At 62.8% G+C, this 18,520-nt stretch carries 16 protein-coding genes and 1 pseudogene; 11 read left to right on the top strand and 6 right to left on the bottom strand.

Translation table 11 applies throughout. From position 1 onward, the window contains the following. Positions 1–147: 147 nt before the first annotated feature. Genes BFQ04_RS00615 through BFQ04_RS00605 form a run of 3 tightly spaced genes read right to left on the bottom strand, consistent with a single transcriptional unit; the run spans position 148 to position 5,109 of the window. Positions 148–2,049: an ATP-binding protein gene (locus tag BFQ04_RS00615; protein ID WP_065949117.1), complete on the bottom strand. Its 1,902-nt coding sequence runs from the start codon at positions 2,047–2,049 to the stop codon at positions 148–150. Continuing rightward, positions 2,046–2,975 carry an ABC transporter substrate-binding protein gene (locus tag BFQ04_RS00610; RefSeq protein WP_065949116.1) on the bottom strand — a complete coding sequence of 310 codons (930 nt, stop codon included), beginning with the start codon at positions 2,973–2,975 and terminating at the stop codon, positions 2,046–2,048. The genes BFQ04_RS00615 and BFQ04_RS00610 overlap by 4 nt, the downstream gene beginning before the upstream one ends. 1 nt (position 2,976) lies before the next feature. Then, complete coding sequence (locus BFQ04_RS00605) at positions 2,977–5,109, bottom strand: TonB-dependent receptor plug domain-containing protein (RefSeq protein WP_083217889.1); 2,133 nt, start codon at positions 5,107–5,109, stop codon at positions 2,977–2,979. A 195-nt stretch (positions 5,110–5,304) separates the two neighbouring features. Here BFQ04_RS00605 and BFQ04_RS00600 point away from each other — a divergent pair, with 195 nt between their 5' ends. The 8 genes from BFQ04_RS00600 (at position 5,305) to BFQ04_RS00565 (ending at position 11,461) form a co-directional block, all read left to right on the top strand. After that, entirely contained in the window at positions 5,305–6,330 is a 1,026-nt protein-coding gene (locus BFQ04_RS00600; protein WP_065949114.1) for an NAD(P)H-dependent glycerol-3-phosphate dehydrogenase, read from the top strand. A gap of 10 nt (positions 6,331–6,340) precedes the next feature. Then, the gene (locus BFQ04_RS00595) at positions 6,341–6,688 is read left to right on the top strand and encodes a DUF4389 domain-containing protein (protein WP_065896341.1); all 348 of its coding nucleotides are present in this window, start codon (positions 6,341–6,343) and stop codon (positions 6,686–6,688) included. Next, positions 6,685–7,134 carry a phosphohistidine phosphatase SixA gene (gene sixA, locus BFQ04_RS00590; RefSeq protein WP_065949113.1) on the top strand — a complete coding sequence of 150 codons (450 nt, stop codon included), beginning with the start codon at positions 6,685–6,687 and terminating at the stop codon, positions 7,132–7,134. Before BFQ04_RS00595 ends, sixA begins: the two co-directional genes overlap by 4 nt. A 79-nt stretch (positions 7,135–7,213) precedes the next feature. Next, complete coding sequence (locus BFQ04_RS00585; RefSeq protein ID WP_065949112.1) at positions 7,214–7,657, top strand: hotdog fold thioesterase; 444 nt, start codon at positions 7,214–7,216, stop codon at positions 7,655–7,657. A gap of 97 nt (positions 7,658–7,754) precedes the next feature. Next, positions 7,755–8,558, top strand: a complete 804-nt coding sequence (locus tag BFQ04_RS00580) for an alpha/beta fold hydrolase (protein ID WP_065949111.1) — start codon at positions 7,755–7,757, stop codon at positions 8,556–8,558. Continuing rightward, the gene (locus tag BFQ04_RS00575) at positions 8,555–9,409 is read left to right on the top strand and encodes an alpha/beta hydrolase (protein ID WP_065949110.1); all 855 of its coding nucleotides are present in this window, start codon (positions 8,555–8,557) and stop codon (positions 9,407–9,409) included. Before BFQ04_RS00580 ends, BFQ04_RS00575 begins: the two co-directional genes overlap by 4 nt. A gap of 102 nt (positions 9,410–9,511) precedes the next feature. Further along, the gene (locus BFQ04_RS00570; RefSeq protein ID WP_065949109.1) at positions 9,512–10,330 is read left to right on the top strand and encodes a DUF4892 domain-containing protein; all 819 of its coding nucleotides are present in this window, start codon (positions 9,512–9,514) and stop codon (positions 10,328–10,330) included. A 69-nt stretch (positions 10,331–10,399) separates the two neighbouring features. Further along, on the top strand, positions 10,400–11,461 hold the full coding sequence (locus tag BFQ04_RS00565) for an AI-2E family transporter (RefSeq protein ID WP_065949108.1): 1,062 nt from the start codon (positions 10,400–10,402) through the stop codon (positions 11,459–11,461). On the opposite strand, the gene BFQ04_RS00560 is transcribed toward BFQ04_RS00565, so the two are convergent. Together BFQ04_RS00560 and BFQ04_RS00555 are read right to left on the bottom strand one after the other, a co-directional pair. Continuing rightward, on the bottom strand, positions 11,458–12,492 hold the full coding sequence (locus BFQ04_RS00560) for a sensor histidine kinase (protein ID WP_065949107.1): 1,035 nt from the start codon (positions 12,490–12,492) through the stop codon (positions 11,458–11,460). The genes BFQ04_RS00565 and BFQ04_RS00560 overlap by 4 nt on opposite strands. Next, a complete protein-coding gene (locus BFQ04_RS00555; RefSeq protein WP_065949208.1) occupies positions 12,492–13,256 on the bottom strand; it encodes a response regulator in 765 nt (254 codons plus the stop codon). Before BFQ04_RS00555 ends, BFQ04_RS00560 begins: the two co-directional genes overlap by 1 nt. Positions 13,257–13,514: 258 nt before the next feature. Here BFQ04_RS00555 and pyrF point away from each other — a divergent pair, with 258 nt between their 5' ends. Beyond that, positions 13,515–14,213, top strand: coding sequence for an orotidine-5'-phosphate decarboxylase (gene pyrF / locus BFQ04_RS00550; RefSeq protein WP_065949106.1), 699 nt, complete (start codon positions 13,515–13,517; stop codon positions 14,211–14,213). A 678-nt stretch (positions 14,214–14,891) separates the two neighbouring features. Here the strand turns inward: pyrF and BFQ04_RS00545 are convergent. After that, on the bottom strand, positions 14,892–15,899 hold the full coding sequence (locus tag BFQ04_RS00545) for an NADP-dependent oxidoreductase (protein ID WP_065949105.1): 1,008 nt from the start codon (positions 15,897–15,899) through the stop codon (positions 14,892–14,894). Between the two features lie 228 nt (positions 15,900–16,127). Here BFQ04_RS00545 and BFQ04_RS00540 point away from each other — a divergent pair, with 228 nt between their 5' ends. Continuing rightward, entirely contained in the window at positions 16,128–16,889 is a 762-nt protein-coding gene (locus tag BFQ04_RS00540) for an SDR family oxidoreductase (protein WP_065949104.1), read from the top strand. A 202-nt stretch (positions 16,890–17,091) separates the two neighbouring features. Continuing rightward, positions 17,092–18,500: pseudogene (locus BFQ04_RS00535) on the top strand (PLP-dependent aminotransferase family protein). Positions 18,501–18,520: the final 20 nt, after the last annotated feature.

Genomic DNA, 18,520 nt, shown 5'->3' with positions numbered 1-18,520 from the left:
TTGTAGTGAAAGTCACAGCGTCAAGGTACTCAATGTACACTTGTTCACTGAAATGTTAAACCGGACCTGTTTATCGGCCCGTTCGGGTGCCTAAGACTGCCGCACTTTCGTCCTCCACGCCAGTCGGACTTGGCTTAGCCACGACAGCTAGTGCACCCAGCGCTGGAGGATTTGCTGCAAATCCGTGCGTTTGAACGGTTTGGCCAGGTAATCGTTCATTCCGGCAGCCAGACAGGCTTCGCGGTCGCCCTGCAAAGCGTTGGCTGTCAAGGCGATAATCGGTAAATCGGCGCAGCCCGGCAGTCGGCGAATTTGCCGAGTGGCCTCGTAGCCGTCGATCAATGGCAGGCGGCAGTCCATCAGGATCGCGGTGAAGATCAGGCTTTCGGCGCTGCGGATCGCCTCGGCGCCATCGGTGGCCAGGCTGACTTCGAAACCCAGGCTGCGCAGCATGGCTTCGACCACCGTACGGTTAACCGGGTTGTCTTCCACCAGCAGTATATGCCGCCCGGCGCCAGCGCTGGTTTTGCCTACGGTGTCCGGGGCGATGGCAGGCAGGCTTTGCTGATCGATGGCCAGCGGAATTTCCAGGGTGAATACCGAGCCCCGGCCTTCTTCGCTTTGGGCGCGCAGGGTGCCACCCATGCGTTCGGCAAGGGTGCGGGCGATCGGCAGGCCGAGTCCGGTGCCTCCGTAACGTCTTGAAATAGAGCTGTCGGCCTGCTGGAACGCATCGAACATCAATTCCAGGCGCTCGGCGCAAATGCCGATACCGCTGTCGCGCACGGTGCAGGTGAACCACACCAGTTCATGGTCCAGGGTTTGCCAGTGGGGCTCCACATGCACGGTCCCGTGCTCGGTGAACTTCAAGGCGTTGCCGATCAGATTCACCAGGATCTGCCGGATACGGGTCGGGTCACCGCACACCCGCAGAGCCTCCATGCCCGGCGGAATCGACAGCTCCAGGGCCAGCCCGCGCTGCTGCGCACTGTGCTGGAACGCTTGGGCGCAGCTGCTGATCAGGTCGGCCAGGTTGAAGGCAATATGTTCCAGCTCCAGCGCGGCCCGTTCGATGCGCGAGAAGTCGAGGATGTCGTTGATCACCTTGAGCAGGTGCTCGGTGGACTCGGAAGCCAGCGCCGCGTATTCGGCCTGCTCTTCGGTCATCTCGGTGGTTTCCAGCAGTTGCAGCATGCCCAGCACACCATTCATCGGCGTGCGCAGTTCATGGCTCATCATCGCCAGGAATTCCGATTTGGCATTATTCGCGCGCTCGGCTTCTTCGCGGGTCTGGATCAACTGGGCCATGGCCTGCTGCTGCTCACGGCTGGCCTGATTGAGGCCTGCGGCCAGGTTGTTGATGTGCCGTGCCAGGTCGCCCAGTTCGGAGTCGTCGACAATCGGCAGCGGCGTCTTGTAATCGCCCTGCTGGATGGCCTTCACCGCGTGGCCCATGGCGCTGATCGGCTGCGACAGGCTGGCGGCCAGGCGTCGCGCCAGGAGAAAGGTAAACAGCAGCGCGAACAGCGCCAGAATGCCGGCCTTGAACAGGATTTCCTGCTGACGCTGGCTGAACGCGTCGTTGGACATACCGACAATCACTCGGCCCAGGTAGTCCGCTCGCGGCGCCTTGGGTTCGTTGAGGTTGTCCTGGAAAAAGTCATTGCCCAGCTGGATATGCTGCAAGCGGATCGGTGCCTGGAACACTTTCACCGACAGCGACCGGTCGTGCTTCTCCGACGGCTGCTCGACATACACCAGAATGTTCTCGGCGCTGTCCTGAATCTCCAGGAAACGCACGTGGGGCGTGGCCAGCGTCGCGCGCAGCAAGGCGTCGAGCACATCGTTGTTGCCGGAAATAACGCCGTACTCGGTGGCAGGCGCCAGTTGGTTGGCGATCAACTGGCCGGTGTGGTCCAGCTCCTGGCGCAAGTCCTGGATACGCACGAAGGTAAAGAAGCTGATCAACAGCAAGGTCAGCAGCAGTGCAGGCCCCAGGGTGATGAGTTGGGTGCGGGTGTTAATGTCCCAGCGACGGCGCAAGGTCATGGGCGTTCATCTCCTTCGGCCAGGCGGGCGGCGACGGCAGCTTCGTCGACCTGTTCGGTGCCCAGTGAGCGTGCGACTTGCGGGTTGCCCACCACTTTGAAGTGTTGCGGGTAAAGCGTGCGCGGCCAGCTGGCCGGCGGGTGGTCCAGCAGGCGATCGAGTACCGCGAGCCAGTCGGGCTGGTCGCTATAGGTGCTGGCCAGGCTGCCGGCCCGGACAAACCCGGCATTGGGCCCTATCAGCGGCAATTGCTGGGCATAGCTGCTGAGCAACAGGTTCTTGGCGGTTTTGGGGTTGTACAGTTGCGGGTCGTCCAGGCCCAGCAGCACGTCACTGTTCTTGAACAGTGTTTGCAGGGTGCGGCTGTCGTTGGTGTTGTCCCAGCGTTGGGGCACGATTTCCAGGCCCAGTGGCGCGGCGTACCGGTCAAGCTCAGGCAGCAGGAATTCGCTGTCGGCGCCGTAAAGCACGCCGATCCGTCGGGCCTGGGGCAAGATGCTGGCGATCAGGCGCAGCTGGCGCGCCAGCGGCGGGTCGCTCCACAGCAGGCTGATTCTGGCCGGGTGCGCGCTGCCCAGGCGCTGGTGAGCTTGCAGGCGGCTGATGCGCAGCACCAGGGTCGGTGGCCCCTGGGTATCCTGCAAGCGCCAGTCGAGGCCGGGCAGGTCCAGCAGGATCAGGCGGGTAGTGGCGGGCAACTGGCTCGGCGCCGGCAAATCTTCAAGCAGGGTGAAGACGACATGGTCTTCGGGGCGCTGCCGGGCGAGGGCCTGGGTAAATCCCTGGACACCGGCACTGTCCTCGGCGGCGGTCAGCAGGATATCGGCGCTCCACACGGTGGGGGTGAACAGCAGGCACGCGAGCAGCAAGCCGCGCCGCCACAGCCGTGAAACAAGAGGGAGGGTCATCCGTGACTGATCGCCCATGTCAGAACTCTAGCTGCGCGCTGAAGTAGAGCACATGGCGATGGTCGTAATGGTTGTCGGGCCAGGTGGTCGGCTGATTGTCGAGGCGTTGTTGCAGCATGCCGGCCAGCTCCACGTTGGTGTTGCCCAGTGCAATGCGCTTGGCCACCCGCAGGTCGACCCGTTCGAAGCGATACTCGTTGAGTGCGTCGTCACCGTAATAGAACAAGGCGCTCGACCAACCGTGGCCCCATTCACGCAACCAGCCGGTCGAGCCGCTGTTGCGTGCGGTCTGCGCCTTGTCCAGTGGGTTGCTGGCGCTCGCATCGACGTAAGCATAGGTCAGGCGCAGGCGGTCGGCGTCGCTGACGCGCCAGTCGAACTGTGATTCGGCACCGGTAAAGCGCGAGCTGTTGGCGTTGCTGGCGATGTATTGGTTGTTGCGCAGCGGCGAACTGATCATGTCGGTGATTTCGTCGTAGAAGAGCTTCACGTCGACATTCAACCCGAGGTCGGCAAAGAAGCCGTTGTAGCCCAGTTCGCGCGAGCGCATCAACTCTTTATCAAGATTGCCGGGGCCGCGTGTCACCACAAAATATTGCCCGGAATTCTGCCCGTAGACCGGCGAGCTGAGGTTGGTGACGCGGTAGCTCCAGTTGACGTTGTTCTCGAACATATCCGGCGAACGGATCGCCTCGGAGTACACCGCCCGCAGGCCGTGGCGCGGGTTGATCAGATAGTTGACCGCCACGCGAGGCGTCAGTGAGTTGCCGCTCAAGTGGGTGTCTTCGTACATCGCGCCGCCTTGCAGCAGCCAGTGTTCGCTGGCCCGCCATTCCAGGTGGCCGAACAGGCGCCAGGTGGTGTCGTCCAGCGTGCCGTTGAAGTAGGTGTCGGAGTCGGCGCGGTCGTAGCGGTAATTCATCCCGCTGACCAGGCGCAGGCTGTCGGAGAGGCTGAGGGTGTCTTGCAGCTCCACGTCGTAGCGGCTCTCCCTGGCACTTTGGTCGATATCGCCGCACACGCTCTGGTTGGCGCCGTTGCGCCACTGGTCCAGTACCTGGTTGCCCAACGCCTGTTCGGCGGCGCTGCCGGGCGGGGCGCTGCCTTGGCTGAATTTATCCATGTGCCGCGCCAGCTGTTCGGCGTAGTTGGGGTTGAGTTGCCACAGCCGGGTCAATTCCGGGCTGAACGAGACCTTGGCGTCACAGGCTTTCCAGATCTGCCGACGGTCCCATTGCTGGGCCGACCCCTGGATATACAGGCTGTGTTCGGGGTTGAAGTCGAAGTTCCAGCGCATCGAACCTGCGTAGTCCTTGGCAGTGACGTCGGAATTGGTACCGCCCTCGGTAATCCCGGCGAATACCGGAGCGTAGGTGTAGGGGCGCTGATTGGTCCCCTCCTTGGCATCCAGTTGCCAGTCGATGCTCTGTTGCGCATTCAACGTCTGGCTGACGGCCAGGCTGAAACGGCTGAGGCGGCGGCTGTCGCGGCGGTCGGCGCCGACGGCATCGCGGTCAAAACCATCGTCTTGCTGTCCTGACAGCGACAGGCGCAGATCGCCGGTTTCCCAGCCCACGCCCTGGCTGGCATAGACATCGTTGATCCCGCGTTCACCCTGGATGACCTTTACCCGCGTGCCCTGGCTGTTGGCCGGTGAGCGGGTGAGGATATTGACCACCGCCATCAGCGCATTGGCGCCGTAGCTGACGGTGTTGGGTCCCCGAAACACCTCGATACGCTCAATGTCTTCCATGGCGACCGGAATATCGCTCCAGTCCACCGTGGCCAGGCCTGCGCGATACACCGAGCGCCCGTCGATCAATACCTGCATGCGCCGCGCATCGCTGGCGCTGCTGCCGTGGTAGTTCACCGCCGCCTGATTGCCGGTGGTGTAGCCGACCATCATCCCGGGCACCAGGCGTAACAGCTCGGCAATGTCGCGCGCGCCACTGGCCTTGATCAGCTCGCTGTCGATCACGGTCATGCTGCCGGGGACGGCGGCGGCCGATTGCTTGAGGCGGGTGGCGGTCAACACCTGCGGCAGCGGTTGGCTGTCGAGGAACAGGTCGTCAGCCGACGCACTGGCGCTGCACGCGAGCACCAAGGGCAGCATCAATTGCAGGGATGAGCGGAGAGGAGGGCCCGGATACACGGCACGGCCTTGATAATTGCGGATAGCCGCCCATGTTAACTGAGGTCGGGCATTTTGCCAGTCGTGAGACTTGCAATTACTTCACTCAAGTGTGGCATTTTCCGACAAGCGCACGAATTCACGCGGGGGCTGGCCGCAAGCGGGTCGCCCCGTATAATGCCGCCATCGCCACTGGTATGGATTAACGGATTGCATATGACTGAACAGCGCCCTATTGCGGTCCTGGGAGGCGGAAGTTTTGGTACCGCCGTGGCTAACCTGCTGGCTGAAAATGGCCACGCGGTGCGTCAGTGGATGCGTGATCCCGAGCAGGCCGAGGCCATTCGCGTGCACCGGGAAAACCCGCGTTACCTTAAGGGCATCAAGATTCATCCGGCGGTCGAGCCCGTTACCGATCTGCTGGCAACCCTTGCCGACTGCGACCTGTGCTTTGTCGCGCTACCCTCAAGCGCCTTGCGCTCGGTGCTGGCGCCCCACGCCGAACGTCTGGCGGGCAAGCTGCTGGTCAGCCTGACCAAGGGCATCGAGGCGCAGACGTTCAAGCTGATGAGCGAAATCCTCGACGAGATCGCACCCCAGGCGCGCATCGGCGTGCTGTCCGGGCCGAACCTGGCGCGGGAAGTGGCCGAGCATGCGCTGACCGCCACGGTGATCGCCAGTGAAGACGAGCAGCTGTGCGAGCGCGTCCAGGCGGTGCTGCATGGCCGCACCTTTCGCGTTTACGCCAGTGGTGATCGCTTCGGCGTCGAGCTGGGCGGTGCGTTGAAGAACGTCTATGCCATCATCGCTGGCATGGCCGTGGCCCTGGGGATGGGCGAAAACACCAAGAGCATGCTGATTACCCGCGCCCTGGCCGAAATGACCCGGTTCGCGGTGAATCAGGGCGCCAACCCGATGACGTTCCTGGGCCTGGCGGGCGTCGGCGACCTGATCGTTACCTGCTCGTCGCCCAAAAGCCGTAACTATCAAGTCGGTTTCGCGCTGGGCCAGGGTTTGAGCCTGGAAGAGGCGGTGACACGCCTGGGCGAAGTGGCCGAAGGGGTCAACACCCTCAAAGTGCTGAAAGCCAAGGCCCAGGAAGTCGGTGTGTATATGCCGCTGGTTGCCGGGCTGCACGCGATCCTGTTTGAAGGACGCACCTTGAGCCAGGTCATCGAGCTGCTGATGCGCGCCGAGCCGAAAACCGATGTCGATTTTATTTCCACCAGCGGTTTCAACTGAGGAACGCGGCATGAACGATTCGAAAGCAGCCCCCAAGTATGAGTCCATTGTGCTGCGCATCCTGTGGATGCTGGTGTTTGCCCTGGTGTGGCAGGTGGCGCAGTTCCTGCTCGGCGCGTTGGTGATTGTGCAACTGATTTACCGACTGATCTACGGCGCGCCGAACCTGGGCCTGATGAACTTCGGCGACAGCCTCAGCCAGTTCCTGGCGCAGATCGGTCGCTTCGGCAGCTTCCACACCGAGCAAAAACCCTGGCCGTTTGCCGATTGGCCAACCCCGCGTGCACCGGAAGGCGAAGCCGCTCACAGCGTGCCGCCGGCACCGCACCCGGTGCGTGATGAAGAGCCCAAGCTATGAAGCTGTGGATCTTGCGCCACGGTGAAGCCGAGGCACACGCTCGCACCGACGCCGAGCGCAACCTGACCGCGCACGGCAGGGCCGACGTGTTGCGCAGCGCTGCGCACCTGATCGGCCAGCCGCTCAGCGCCATCATCGCCAGCCCCTATGTGCGGGCGCAGCAGACGGCGCACCTGGTGCGCGAGGCGCTGGGCTTCGAGCCGGACATTCGCACGGTGCCGTGGCTGACGCCGGAGGGCAACCCGTTGCAGGTGTTGGAACAGCTCGAGACCGATGACAATGTGCTGCTGGTCAGCCATCAGCCGTTGGTGGGTAGCCTGATCAGCGTTGCGCAGCATGGTCATCAGCGCCAGCCAGAGCCGATGCACACCGCCAGCCTGGCGGAGCTGGAAGGGGATTTCCCGCTGGCCGGGCTGATGAGCCTGGTCAGCGTAAAAAATCCGTAGGCGATATCGACAGGTTGTGTGTGCGCTCTCTGATTTGTGGCAGGATTAGGGTCGTAATAAAACCAATAAGGACACCCCTATGAGCCTGTGGCGCACGCAACCGAATATCGAACAACTCAACGCGAGTCAGAAAAACACCATCGGTGAATTGCTGGACATTCGCTTCGAAAGCTTCGACGAGCAATCCCTCACCGCCAGCATGGTGGTCGACCACCGTACCCATCAGCCCTACGGCCTGTTGCATGGCGGCGCCTCCGTGGTGCTGGCCGAAAGCGTAGGCTCCGTGGCGGCCTATCTGTGCGTCGATGCCAGCAAATTCTATTGCGTGGGCCTGGAGGTCAACGCCAATCACCTGCGCGGCGTGCGCAGCGGCCGAGTAACGGCGGTGGCCAAGGCCATCCATATTGGCCGCACGACCCAAGTGTGGGACATCCGCCTGACCAATGACGAGGGCAAGGCCAGTTGCGTTTCGCGCCTGACCGTGGCCGTGGTGCCGCTGGGCGAGCAGCCACCGGCGCGATAGGCATGGCGTGAGTGTCATCATTCCTGGCGGTTACGGTCATTGCCGTAAGGGCCGGGCATGGTGACAATCGAGGTCTGTTTCTGTAGAGCGAGCCGGTATGTCGCAGCACGTGTTTTTCGCCCACGCCAATGGCTTTCCGTCGGCCACCTATGGCAAGTTGTTCGACGCCCTGGCCCCCGAGTATGCAGTGGCGCATCTGCCGCAGCACGGCCATGATCCCAGGTTTCCGGTGGACGATAACTGGCAGAACCTGGTGGATGAACTGATCCATCATCTGCAGCAGCAACCGGAGCCGGTATGGGGCGTCGGCCATTCCCTGGGCGGCGTGTTGCATTTGCATGCCGCGATGCGCTGCCCGCAGCTGTACCGTGGCGTGGTGATGCTGGACTCTCCGGTGCTGACCCGCGCGGATCGCTGGGTGATTCGCGCCGCCAAACGCTTTGGCTTCATCGACCGCCTGACCCCGGCCGGACGCACCCTGGGCCGCCGTGAGGAATTCAGCGACCTGGACGCCGCGCGCGCTTACTTCGCCGGCAAGACCCTGTTTCGGGGTTTCGACGCCGAGTGCTTTGAGGCGTATCTGCAACATGGCCTGCTGCAAGTGGGCGACCGTCTGCGCTTGCGTTTCGACCCGGCGACCGAAATCAGCATCTATCGAGGCGTGCCTCACACCAGCCCCGGCCAGGTGCGCCAGTTGAAAGTGCCACTGGCGGTGGTGCGCGGCCGTCAGAGCCGTGTGGTGATGCGCCATCATGCCAGCGGCGTCGGTCGCCTGCCCATGGGTGAAATGCTCACCATGCCCGGCGGCCATATGTTTCCCCTTGAGCGACCCCAGGACACCGCCACGTTGATCAAGAGTGTGTTTTCCCGCTGGCAGGCCCGTGAGCGCAGCTGCGCATGAGCACGCCCGTGGAAGAAGTACGCCTGAGCCTGCCGCATATCGAGCTGGCCGCGCATCTATTTGGACCTGAAGATGGTTTGCCGGTCATTGCCCTGCATGGCTGGCTGGACAACGCCAACAGTTTTGCGCGCCTGGCGCCCAAGCTGCAGGGTGTGCGCATTGTCGCCCTGGATATGGCCGGCCACGGGCACTCGGCGCATCGTCCGCCGGGAGCCGGTTATGCCTTGTGGGATTACGTGCACGATGTATTGCACGTGGCCGAACAACTGGGTTGGCAACGTTTTGCATTACTTGGCCATTCCCTGGGCGCCATCGTCTCGCTGGTGCTCGCCGGGGCGTTACCGGAGCGCGTGACGCATCTTGGATTGATCGACGGGGTGATCCCGCCGACCGCCGACGGCGAGAACGCAGCCGAGCGGCTGGGCATGGCCTTGCAGGCGCAATTGAGCCTGCAAGACAAGCGCAAGCCGGTGTACGCCAGCCTGGACCGGGCGGTCGAGGCGCGCATGCATGGCGTGGTCGCGGTCAGCCGCGAAGCCGCAGAACTGCTGGCCCAGCGCGGTCTGATGCCGGTGCCGGGTGGCTATACCTGGCGCAGCGACAGTCGCCTGACCCTGGCATCACCGATGCGCCTGACCGACGAACAGGCCATGGCTTTCGTACGGCGAGTGAGCTGCCCTACGCAGTTGGTGGTGGCGGCTGAGGGCATGGTGGCGAAACATCCTGAATTGCTTTCACGGCTGCCCTTTACCGTGACGACGCTGCCGGGTGGTCATCATTTGCACCTGAATGACGAACCCGGTGCGGTTCTTGTTGCAGACTGTTTCAATCGGTTCTTCTCCGCGCCTTGACTTGGCGCGGTCAACTGCCGAGGCTGGGCGGATTGAAAGGGAGTCAACCATGCACCATCTTCAAACCGCTGCGACCCTCCATGGCCACGGCTCAGTGATCCGATGAGCCTGGGTAAAGGATGTTTACGTGCCCTTGGGCTGTGCTGTTTCAGCCCGCTCGTGTTCGCCGCCGATGTGCCGGGAAGCCAGGACTTACCGGCCATTGCCCGCCAGGTGGACGCGCAGATCGTCGACTATCGCCCCGCTGAAGACCGCGAACGCATCTACCCCATGGGCGCGATCCGCAAGATCAGCGGCCAATTGCGTTCCGAAGGCCAGGCCACGGCACGCGGTCAAACCACGGCGATCACCTACGAGCTGCCTGCCGAACACAGCTCCAGCGCCGCCTTTACCGCCACCCGCGAAGCCCTGCAGGCCAAGGGCGCGCAGTTGCTGTTCTGGTGCCAGGCCCGCGACTGTGGCGAAAGCAGCCTGTGGGCCAACGAAGTGTTCGGCAACGCCAAGCTGGTAGGGGCCGATGGCCAGCAGGAATATCTGCTTCTGCGTCTGGCGGCCCCGCAGGACAACGCGCTGGTGGCGCTGTACGGCATCACCCGGGGCAATCGCCGCGCCTATCTGCATGTCGAGCAGATGGACGCCAGCACGCCGCTGGGGAATCTTCTGCCCACCTCGGCAACGCTGTTGCGTGAGTTGAAAAGTACCGGTGAACTGGACTTCCCCGCGCTCGGCGCCGAGCCAGACGACACGTGGCTTATGTTGATCTCCAGGGGGCTGAACCTCGACACCACCTTGCGTGTCAGCCTGTCCGGTCCCAACGCCGAAGCCTGGCGTCAGGGGCTGATCGACAATGGTGTGCGCGCCGCACGCCTGGAAAACAGCCCGGGTGACGCCGAGGGCCTGCACGTGCGTCTGATACGCTAACGTCACTGGGCGAACGGACCCGCGCTGTTCGCCTAAGCTGTCTTCTGCCGACTCTTTTCGAGATACCCGATGCCCAATAACGATCGCCTGCTGGTGCAAATCCTGCTACTGGTGCTGTTTGGTGCCAGCTTCTGGGTCATGGCGCCGTTCTGGTCGGCGCTGTTCTGGGGCGCGGTGCTGGCGTTCGCGAGCTGGCCGCTGATGGTCCTGCTGACACGTGGGCTGGGCGGCCGTGAGTCGCTGGCAGCCGGTATCCTGACCTTGGGCTGGATGTTGCTGGTGGCGCTGCCGCTGGTGTGGCTGGGGTTCAACCTGGCGGACCATGTACGCGATGCTGTCGTGCTGATCAAGGATATCCAGGTCGACGGCCTGCCCAATGCGCCCACCTGGCTGGGCTCGATCCCGGTTATCGGTGAACGGCTGGTGGCGACATGGGACAGCATCGACCAACAGGGCGCGGCGCTGATGCTCAGCATCAAGCCGTACCTCGGCCAGGTCGGCAACTGGTTGCTGGCGCGCAGTGCGCAGATTGGCGGCGGTATCCTCGAACTGACCTTGAGCCTGGTCTTTGTGTTCTTTTTCTACCGCGACGGACCGCGCCTGGCGATGTTCGTGCATCGGCTGCTTGAACGCCTGATCGGCGACCGTGCCAGTTACTACATCGAACTGGTGGCGGGGACGGTGCAACGGGTGGTCAACGGCGTGATCGGCACGGCTGCGGCCCAGGCCGTGCTGGCGCTGATCGGTTTCCTGATCGCCGGGGTGCCCGGTGCGCTGCTGCTGGGCGGCGTGACGTTCCTGCTCAGCCTGATTCCCATGGGCCCGCCGCTGGTGTGGATCCCGGCCACGGCCTGGCTGGCGTGGAAGGGCGACTACACCTATGCAGTGTTCCTTGGCGTATGGGGCACCTTCATCATCAGCGGTGTCGACAACGTGCTCAAGCCTTACCTGATCAGCCGTGGCGGCAACCTGCCGCTGGTGATCGTGTTGCTGGGCGTGTTCGGCGGCTTGATCGCGTTCGGCTTTATCGGCCTGTTTATCGGCCCGACCTTACTCGCGGTGGCCTACAGCTTGTTGACGGACTGGAGCGCGACCCAGGCCCAGGCGCGGCGCGAAGACAAGCCGCTTTAAGCCCTGGGCAGCCACATCACTGCGGTCAAGCCGCCGCCTGGCGTGTCTTCCAGGCTCAGGTGGCCGCCGAGGCGCTCGACCGCTTCCCTGGCGATCGTCATGCCCAGGCCGACGCCGCCGGAATTACGGTTGCGTGAGCCCTCCAGGCGAAAGAACGGTTCGAATACCGCTTCGCGCTTGTCGGCGGCGATGCCGGGGCCATGGTCGATCACCCGGATCACCAGCGCCCCGCGGCTGTCCGCCAGTTCCACACGGGCTGAGCCCGCATAGCGCAGGGCATTGTCGATCAGGTTGTTGAGGCACGAACGCAACGCCATGGGCTGCACCTGCAGGGGCGCGCAGGTGCCGCCACATTGCACATCGCTGCCTTGATCCTGGGCGTTTTCGCTCAGCGATTCCACCAACGCCTGCACATCGAGCCAGTGTCGGGTCTCGCTGGTGCGCTGTTCGTGCAGGTAGCTCAAGGTGGCGTCGAGCATGCCGATCATGTCGTCCAGGTCCTGGCGCATCTGAACTTGCAGCCGGGTGTCTTCGATCTGTTCCAGGCGCAGCTTGAGCCGCGACAGCGGGGTGCGCAGGTCATGGGAGACCGCCCCGAGCATGCGCGCGCGCTGGCTGACTTGTTCGCGGATGCGCCTTTGCATCAGGTTGAAGGTCGACGCGGCCTGGCGCGCTTCGCGCGGCCCGGACTCTTCGAGGGGCGGGCTGTCGAGGTCAAGGCTCAAACGCTCGGCCGCCGCGCTCAGGCGCTGGATCGGCCGGCTCAACAGCTTGGCGCCGTACCACGCGGCGATGATCAGCGAGATGAATTGAAACGTCAGCGGCACCACCGGGCCACCGAACCAGGGACGGTGAGCCTTGACCAGCGGTTTCATCGAGCCATCCGGCTGCTCGACGAAGGTTTCCTGCGGAGGCGGCGGTGGTGGACCGTAATGATGAAACCAGAAAAATGCCAGCAGATGCGCCAGCACGATGGCCACCAGCAACACGCCGAACAGCCGCCCGAACAACGTATTGAAGGTGGCGCGCATCAGCCGATATCCCGCGCGTCGAACAGGTAGCCTTCGCCGCGTACGGTCTTGATCAATTGCGGGGCCTTGGGGTCATCTCCCAGTTTCTGGCGCAGGCGCGAGACCAGCAGATCGATGCTGCGGTCAAAGGCTTCGATGGAGCGGCCGCGGGCGGCATCCAGCAATTGCTCGCGGCTCAATACGCGGCGCGGGCGTTCGATAAACACCCACAGCAGGCGGAATTCGGCGTTGGACAGCGGCACCACCAGGCCATTGTCGGCGACCAGTTGGCGCAACACGCTGTTGAGCCGCCAGTTGTCGAAGCGGATGTTGGCGCGTTGCTCGGTGCGGTCATCGCGCACCCGGCGCAGGATAGTCTGGATACGGGCCACCAGTTCGCGCGGCTCGAACGGTTTGGACATATAGTCGTCGGCGCCCAGTTCCAGGCCGATGATACGGTCGGTGGGTTCGCAGCGGGCGGTGAGCATCAGGATCGGAATGTCCGACTCTGCCCGCAGCCAGCGGCACAGGGTCAAGCCGTCTTCGCCCGGCAGCATCAGGTCGAGCACCACCACATCGAAGGTTTCGGCTTGCATGGCCAGGCGCATCGCCGCGCCGTCGGTCACACCCGTGGCGAAAATATTGAAGCGCGCCAGGTAATCGATCAGCAACTCACGAATCGGCACATCGTCATCGACGATCAGCGCACGGGTGTTCCAGCGCTTGTCGTCGGCGATCACCGCGCCTGTGTGCGCATCGTTTACCGGGACGGGAGGAGTATGCATAGTGCGATCATCTGCCTGATTGTTACGGTCAGCATAGGCGCCCAGCCCCATGGCTGGAAGTGCTGGACGGTCGGTCATGCGGCGAGGCTAGCGGTGGGGCGTGTTGGGGGCATGTCGTGAATGTATCGGCTTTGAAACAATGGCCGCAAACCTGCGCCAATCCACGCTGAATCAGTATTTACCGATCATCGGATCCCGCAACGGCGCCGCGTGCGCTACAATCCGCGCCGATTTCGACTTGCCTGAGAGCCCATTCCAATGCCCGTCTGCCAGACTCCTATCATCGTCGCCCTGGACTACCCCACCCGTGACGCCGCACTGAAGCTGGCTGACCAGTTGGACCCCGCGCTTTGCCGGGTCAAGGTCGGCAAGGAACTGTTCACCAGTTGCGCGGCGGAAATCGTCGGCACCCTGCGTGACCGAGGTTTCGAAGTGTTTCTTGACCTGAAATTCCACGATATCCCCAATACCACCGCCATGGCGGTCAAGGCTGCGGCCGAGATGGGCGTGTGGATGGTCAATGTGCACTGCTCCGGTGGCCTGCGCATGATGAGTGCCTGCCGTGAAGTGCTGGAGCAGCGCAGCGGGCCGAAACCGCTGTTGATCGGGGTGACTGTGCTGACCAGCATGGAGCGCGAAGACCTGGCCGGCATCGGCCTGGACATCGAGCCCCAGGAGCAGGTGCTGCGCCTGGCCGCCCTGGCGCAGAAAGCCGGCCTTGACGGGCTGGTGTGCTCGGCACTGGAAGCCCAGGCCCTGAAGACTGCTCACCCGTCATTGCAACTGGTCACGCCAGGCATCCGCCCGGCGGGCAGCGCCCAGGATGACCAGCGCCGTATTCTGACGCCGCGCCAGGCCCTCGATGCCGGTTCTGATTATCTGGTGATTGGCCGTCCGATCAGCCAGGCGGCCGATCCGGCGCAAGCGTTGGCGGCGGTCGTTGCCGAAATCGCCTGATACCCGAGCGGGCACTGAAAAATGTGGGAAGGGGCTTGTCCCCCTGTCCTTACTGGTGCTCCACAATCCAAATGTGGGAGGGGGTTTGCCCCCGATGGCGGCCTCTGGGCCGACCAGGATGTTGGATTGGACCGAGTACATATCCGTTTCTGCGGTCACGGCTGCAATGGGTTCCGCTTTTACAGCGGGTCACTTTTGGAAAAGAGCCCCAAAAGTAACCAAAAAGGCTCTTGCCCCACCACTCGGCACCTCGCTTAGGCTCGGTGTGCCCGAACGCAGGCTTGAATCCGTGGGCCGCCGCCACGCGCCATCCATGGCGCGGGGCGGCTAACCCGGCGTCCTGCCGGGTTGCCCACGGATTCAAGCCTGCGTTCGGCCAGCGTGGTTTAACGGGGCGCCTAAGATCAAAAGCAGATCAAGATCAAGATCAAGAGCGGCTCGCTTTGCATCGTGGAGTGGTGTGGGGGGCAAGCTTAATGCCAGTCAGTTAAGCGTACGCTGCCCTCTGTAGGAGCGAGCTTGCTCGCGAAAAACGTCAACGATAACGCGTGCTTTCTGAATGGACGCGGTGCCTGTGAGTTTTTCGCGAGCAAGAGCTAGGCGCCCCCTCGCTCCTACAAAAAGCCTTGATTGATTGGCATTAGGACAAGCCCCTCCCACAGTGGTAAATGGGGTGTGTCAGCTGACCTTCAGTACCAATTTGCCAAAGTTCTCGCCGTTGAACAGCTTCATCAGCGTTTCCGGGAACGTCTCCAACCCCTCGACGATATCCTCCTTGCTCTTGAGCTTGCCCTGGGCCATCCAGCCGGCCATTTCCTGCCCGGCAGCGGCGAAGTTCGCCGCGTGATCCATCACCACAAAGCCTTCCATCCGTGCGCGGTTGACCAGCAGCGACAAATAGTTGGCCGGGCCTTTCACGGCTTCCTTGTTGTTGTACTGGCTGATGGCGCCGCAAATCACCACCCGCGCCTTCAGCGCCAGGCGACTGAGCACCGCGTCGAGAATCTCGCCGCCAACGTTATCGAAATACACATCCACGCCTTTGGGGCACTCGCGCTTGAGGGCGGCGGGCACGTCTTCGTGTTTGTAGTCGATGGCCGCATCGAAGCCCAATTCGTCCACCAGGAACTGGCACTTGTCGGCGCCCCCGGCGATGCCCACCACGCGGCAGCCCTTGAGTTTGGCGATCTGTCCGGCAATGCTGCCGACCGCGCCGGCGGCGCCGGAAATCACCACGGTCTCACCCGGCTTGGGTGCGCCGGTGTCCAGCAGCGCGAAGTAGGCGGTCATGCCGGTCATGCCCAGCGCGGACAGGTAGCGGGGCAGTGGCGCGAGTGTCGGATCGACCTTGTAGAAGCCGCGTGGCTCGCCGAGGAAGTAATCCTGCACGCCCAAGGCGCCGTTGACGTAGTCGCCGACCGCAAAGTCCGGATGGTTGGAGGCAATCACCTTGCCCACGCCCAAGGCGCGCATGACGTCGCCAAGGCCGACGGGCGCAATGTAGGACTTGCCCTCATTCATCCAGCCGCGCATGGCGGGGTCGAGGGACAGGTACTCGTTGCGCACGAGTACCTGCCCGTCCTGCGGTGTGCCGACCGGGACTTCCTGATAGGTGAAGGTTTCCCGCGTGGCCGCGCCGACCGGGCGTTTGGCAAGCAGGAACTGGCGGTTGGTCTGGGCAGTCATGGCGGCAACTCTTTAGAAATGAAGTATCAGTGATAGACAAGGAACGGCCCGCGAGCAAGGTTATCCGAGCCACGCGAATGCTTGCCGATAGACAGGGTTGATACTCGCCCTTATGGCCTTATCACCAGGACTCATGCAGCACCAACCGGCCTTCTGATAGTGCTGACGCAGCGCTCCCATCGTTGGCTAGACTCGCCCGACGGCTATTAATCCCACAGGACATTTCCCATGAGCATGACATTTTCCGGCCAGGTCGCCCTGGTGACCGGCGGCGCCGCTGGTATTGGTCGCGCCAGTGCGTTGGCGTTTGCCGCCGAAGGCTTGAAAGTGGTGGTGGCCGACCTCGATGTGGCGGGCGGCGAGGACACTGTGGCGCTGATTCAGCAAGCCGGTGGCCAAGCGTTGTTTGTGCGCTGCAACGTCACCCTGGAGGCGGATGTGCAGCAATTGATGGCGCAGACCCTGGCCGCCTACGGCCGCCTGGACTATGCCTTCAACAATGCCGGGATCGAGATCGAGAAGGGCAAGTTGGCCGACGGTACGCTGGATGAGTTCGATGCCATCATGGGGGTCAACGTCAAAGGTGTGTGGTTGTGCATGAAGCATCAACTGCCGCTGTTATTGGCCCAGGGTGGGGGAGCCATCGTCAACACGGCGTCGGTAGCGGGTTTGGGCGCGGCGCCGAAAATGAGCATCTATGCGGCGTCCAAGCATGCGGTGATCGGCCTTACGAAGTCGGCAGCCATTGAGTACGCGAAAAAGAAAATCCGCGTCAACGCCGTTTGCCCGGCGGTGATCGATACCGACATGTTCCGACGCGCCTACGAAGCTGACCCGCGCAAGGCCGAATTTGCGGCGGCGATGCACCCGGTCGGGCGCATTGGCAAGGTTGAGGAAATCGCCAGCGCTGTGCTGTATCTGTGCAGTGATGGCGCCGCCTTCACCACCGGCCAGGCCCTGGCGGTGGACGGCGGTGCCACGGCGATTTAAGACTTCACACTGCAACCTGATCGAAAAGGAATAGGGTGCCGTGGGGCGTTTCCATAGCTGGCAAAAAGCCGTGATTGAATGTGTTTCATTAGGTAAAAAATCTAATAAAATCAATGATTTAATAAATATCAAGACCGGGTTTTTTTGAGCTTCTGTGCTTAACTGTTTGGGTTGAATAACAAACAGTTGAAGTGAGTGGCTCATGGATTTAGGGATTGATCGACAAGCCCCAGTACCGGTGGTGCAGCAAATCATCAGCGCAGTCGCGGGATGGATTCGCAACAATGGGGTGAGCCCCGGCACACGCTTACCGTCCGTCCGGCAATTGGCCCTCGACAACCTGCTGAGCCAGTCCAGCGTGATCGAGGCCTTCGAGCGGATGGTGGCCCAGGGCCTGTTAGCCTCGAAAAACGGCGCCGGGTTCGTGGTGGCACAACCCGTGGCCGTTCAGGAGAACCCGTGGCACGAAGGCGCCGAACTGGGGTGGGGCAGCTTTACCGACGGCCCTTTGGGCGAGCTTAAGCTCGGCTGCGGCTGGCTACCGGACGCCTGGCGCGAGAGCGATGACATCAACTACGCAATCCGCGAAGTCAGCCGCACCGACACCGCAGGCCTGTTCAACTACAGTACGCCCCTGGGATTGCCGGCCCTGCGTGAACAATTGCTCAAGCGCCTGACCCAGATCCATGTGCCCAGCAGCCTGGAGTGCATCCTGACGACTCACGGCGCCAGCCATGCCCTGGACCTGCTTATACGCACCCTGCTCAAGGCGGGCGATACGGTGGTGGTCGAGACGCCGGGGTATGGCAACCTCTATCGGCAATTGGCCTTTCACGGCGTCACCTTGCTCGAAGTGCCGCGCACGCGCAGCGGCCCGGACATCGAGGTGCTGGAGGCACACCTGCAATGCCATCGCCCCAAGTGCCTGTTCATCAACAGCCTCTCAACCCTACCGGCACCAGCCTGTGCCGCGCGGTGGCCGAGCGTTTGCTGGCGCTGGCCAGCAGCCGGGATTTCCTGATCATCGAGGAAGACGTCTACGGCGACCTGCAACATGCCAGTTGCACGCGGCTGTCGGCGTTGCCCCATGAAGACCGCGTCATCTATGTCTCCAGTTTTTCCAAGACGCTGAGCAGTGCCTTGCGCGTGGGCTACCTGAGCGCCGGTGCGGCGATCATCGCGCAACTGACGCATCTCAAGACCCTGACGGGCATTGGCACTTCGCGTTTTGCCGAAGCCATGGTGGCGACCTTGCTGGCCAACGGTACCTACCGCAAGTGGGTACAGCGCCTGCGCAAGCGTCTGAATACGCAAATGGCCGCGACCCTGCAGGTGCTGGAGGATGAAGAATGGCAAGTGTTTGCGGTCCCCGCCGGCGGCATGTTCCTGTGGGCGCGACCTGGCGCGCAGAACCCTTCGCGTGTGCAGGCGTGTGCCCGCAGGCTGGGAGTGTTGCTGGCGCCGGGAATGCTGTTCAACCCCAAGGGTGAATGCAGCGAGTGGCTGCGCATCAACGTGGCCTATGCGGCGGATCAGCGCGCATTGGCGCTGTTCCGTGCCCTGGGGCCTGCCAGATCGACCTCGACCATTCTGAAAACGACGGGCGTGTAGCTTTTTGCCATTATTGTGGC

This window comes from Pseudomonas sp. 37 R 15, from assembly GCF_900004865.1.
GTDB lineage: Bacteria > Pseudomonadota > Gammaproteobacteria > Pseudomonadales > Pseudomonadaceae > Aquipseudomonas > Aquipseudomonas fluorescens_AM.
This window is presented reverse-complemented; position numbering and strand designations above follow the sequence as displayed.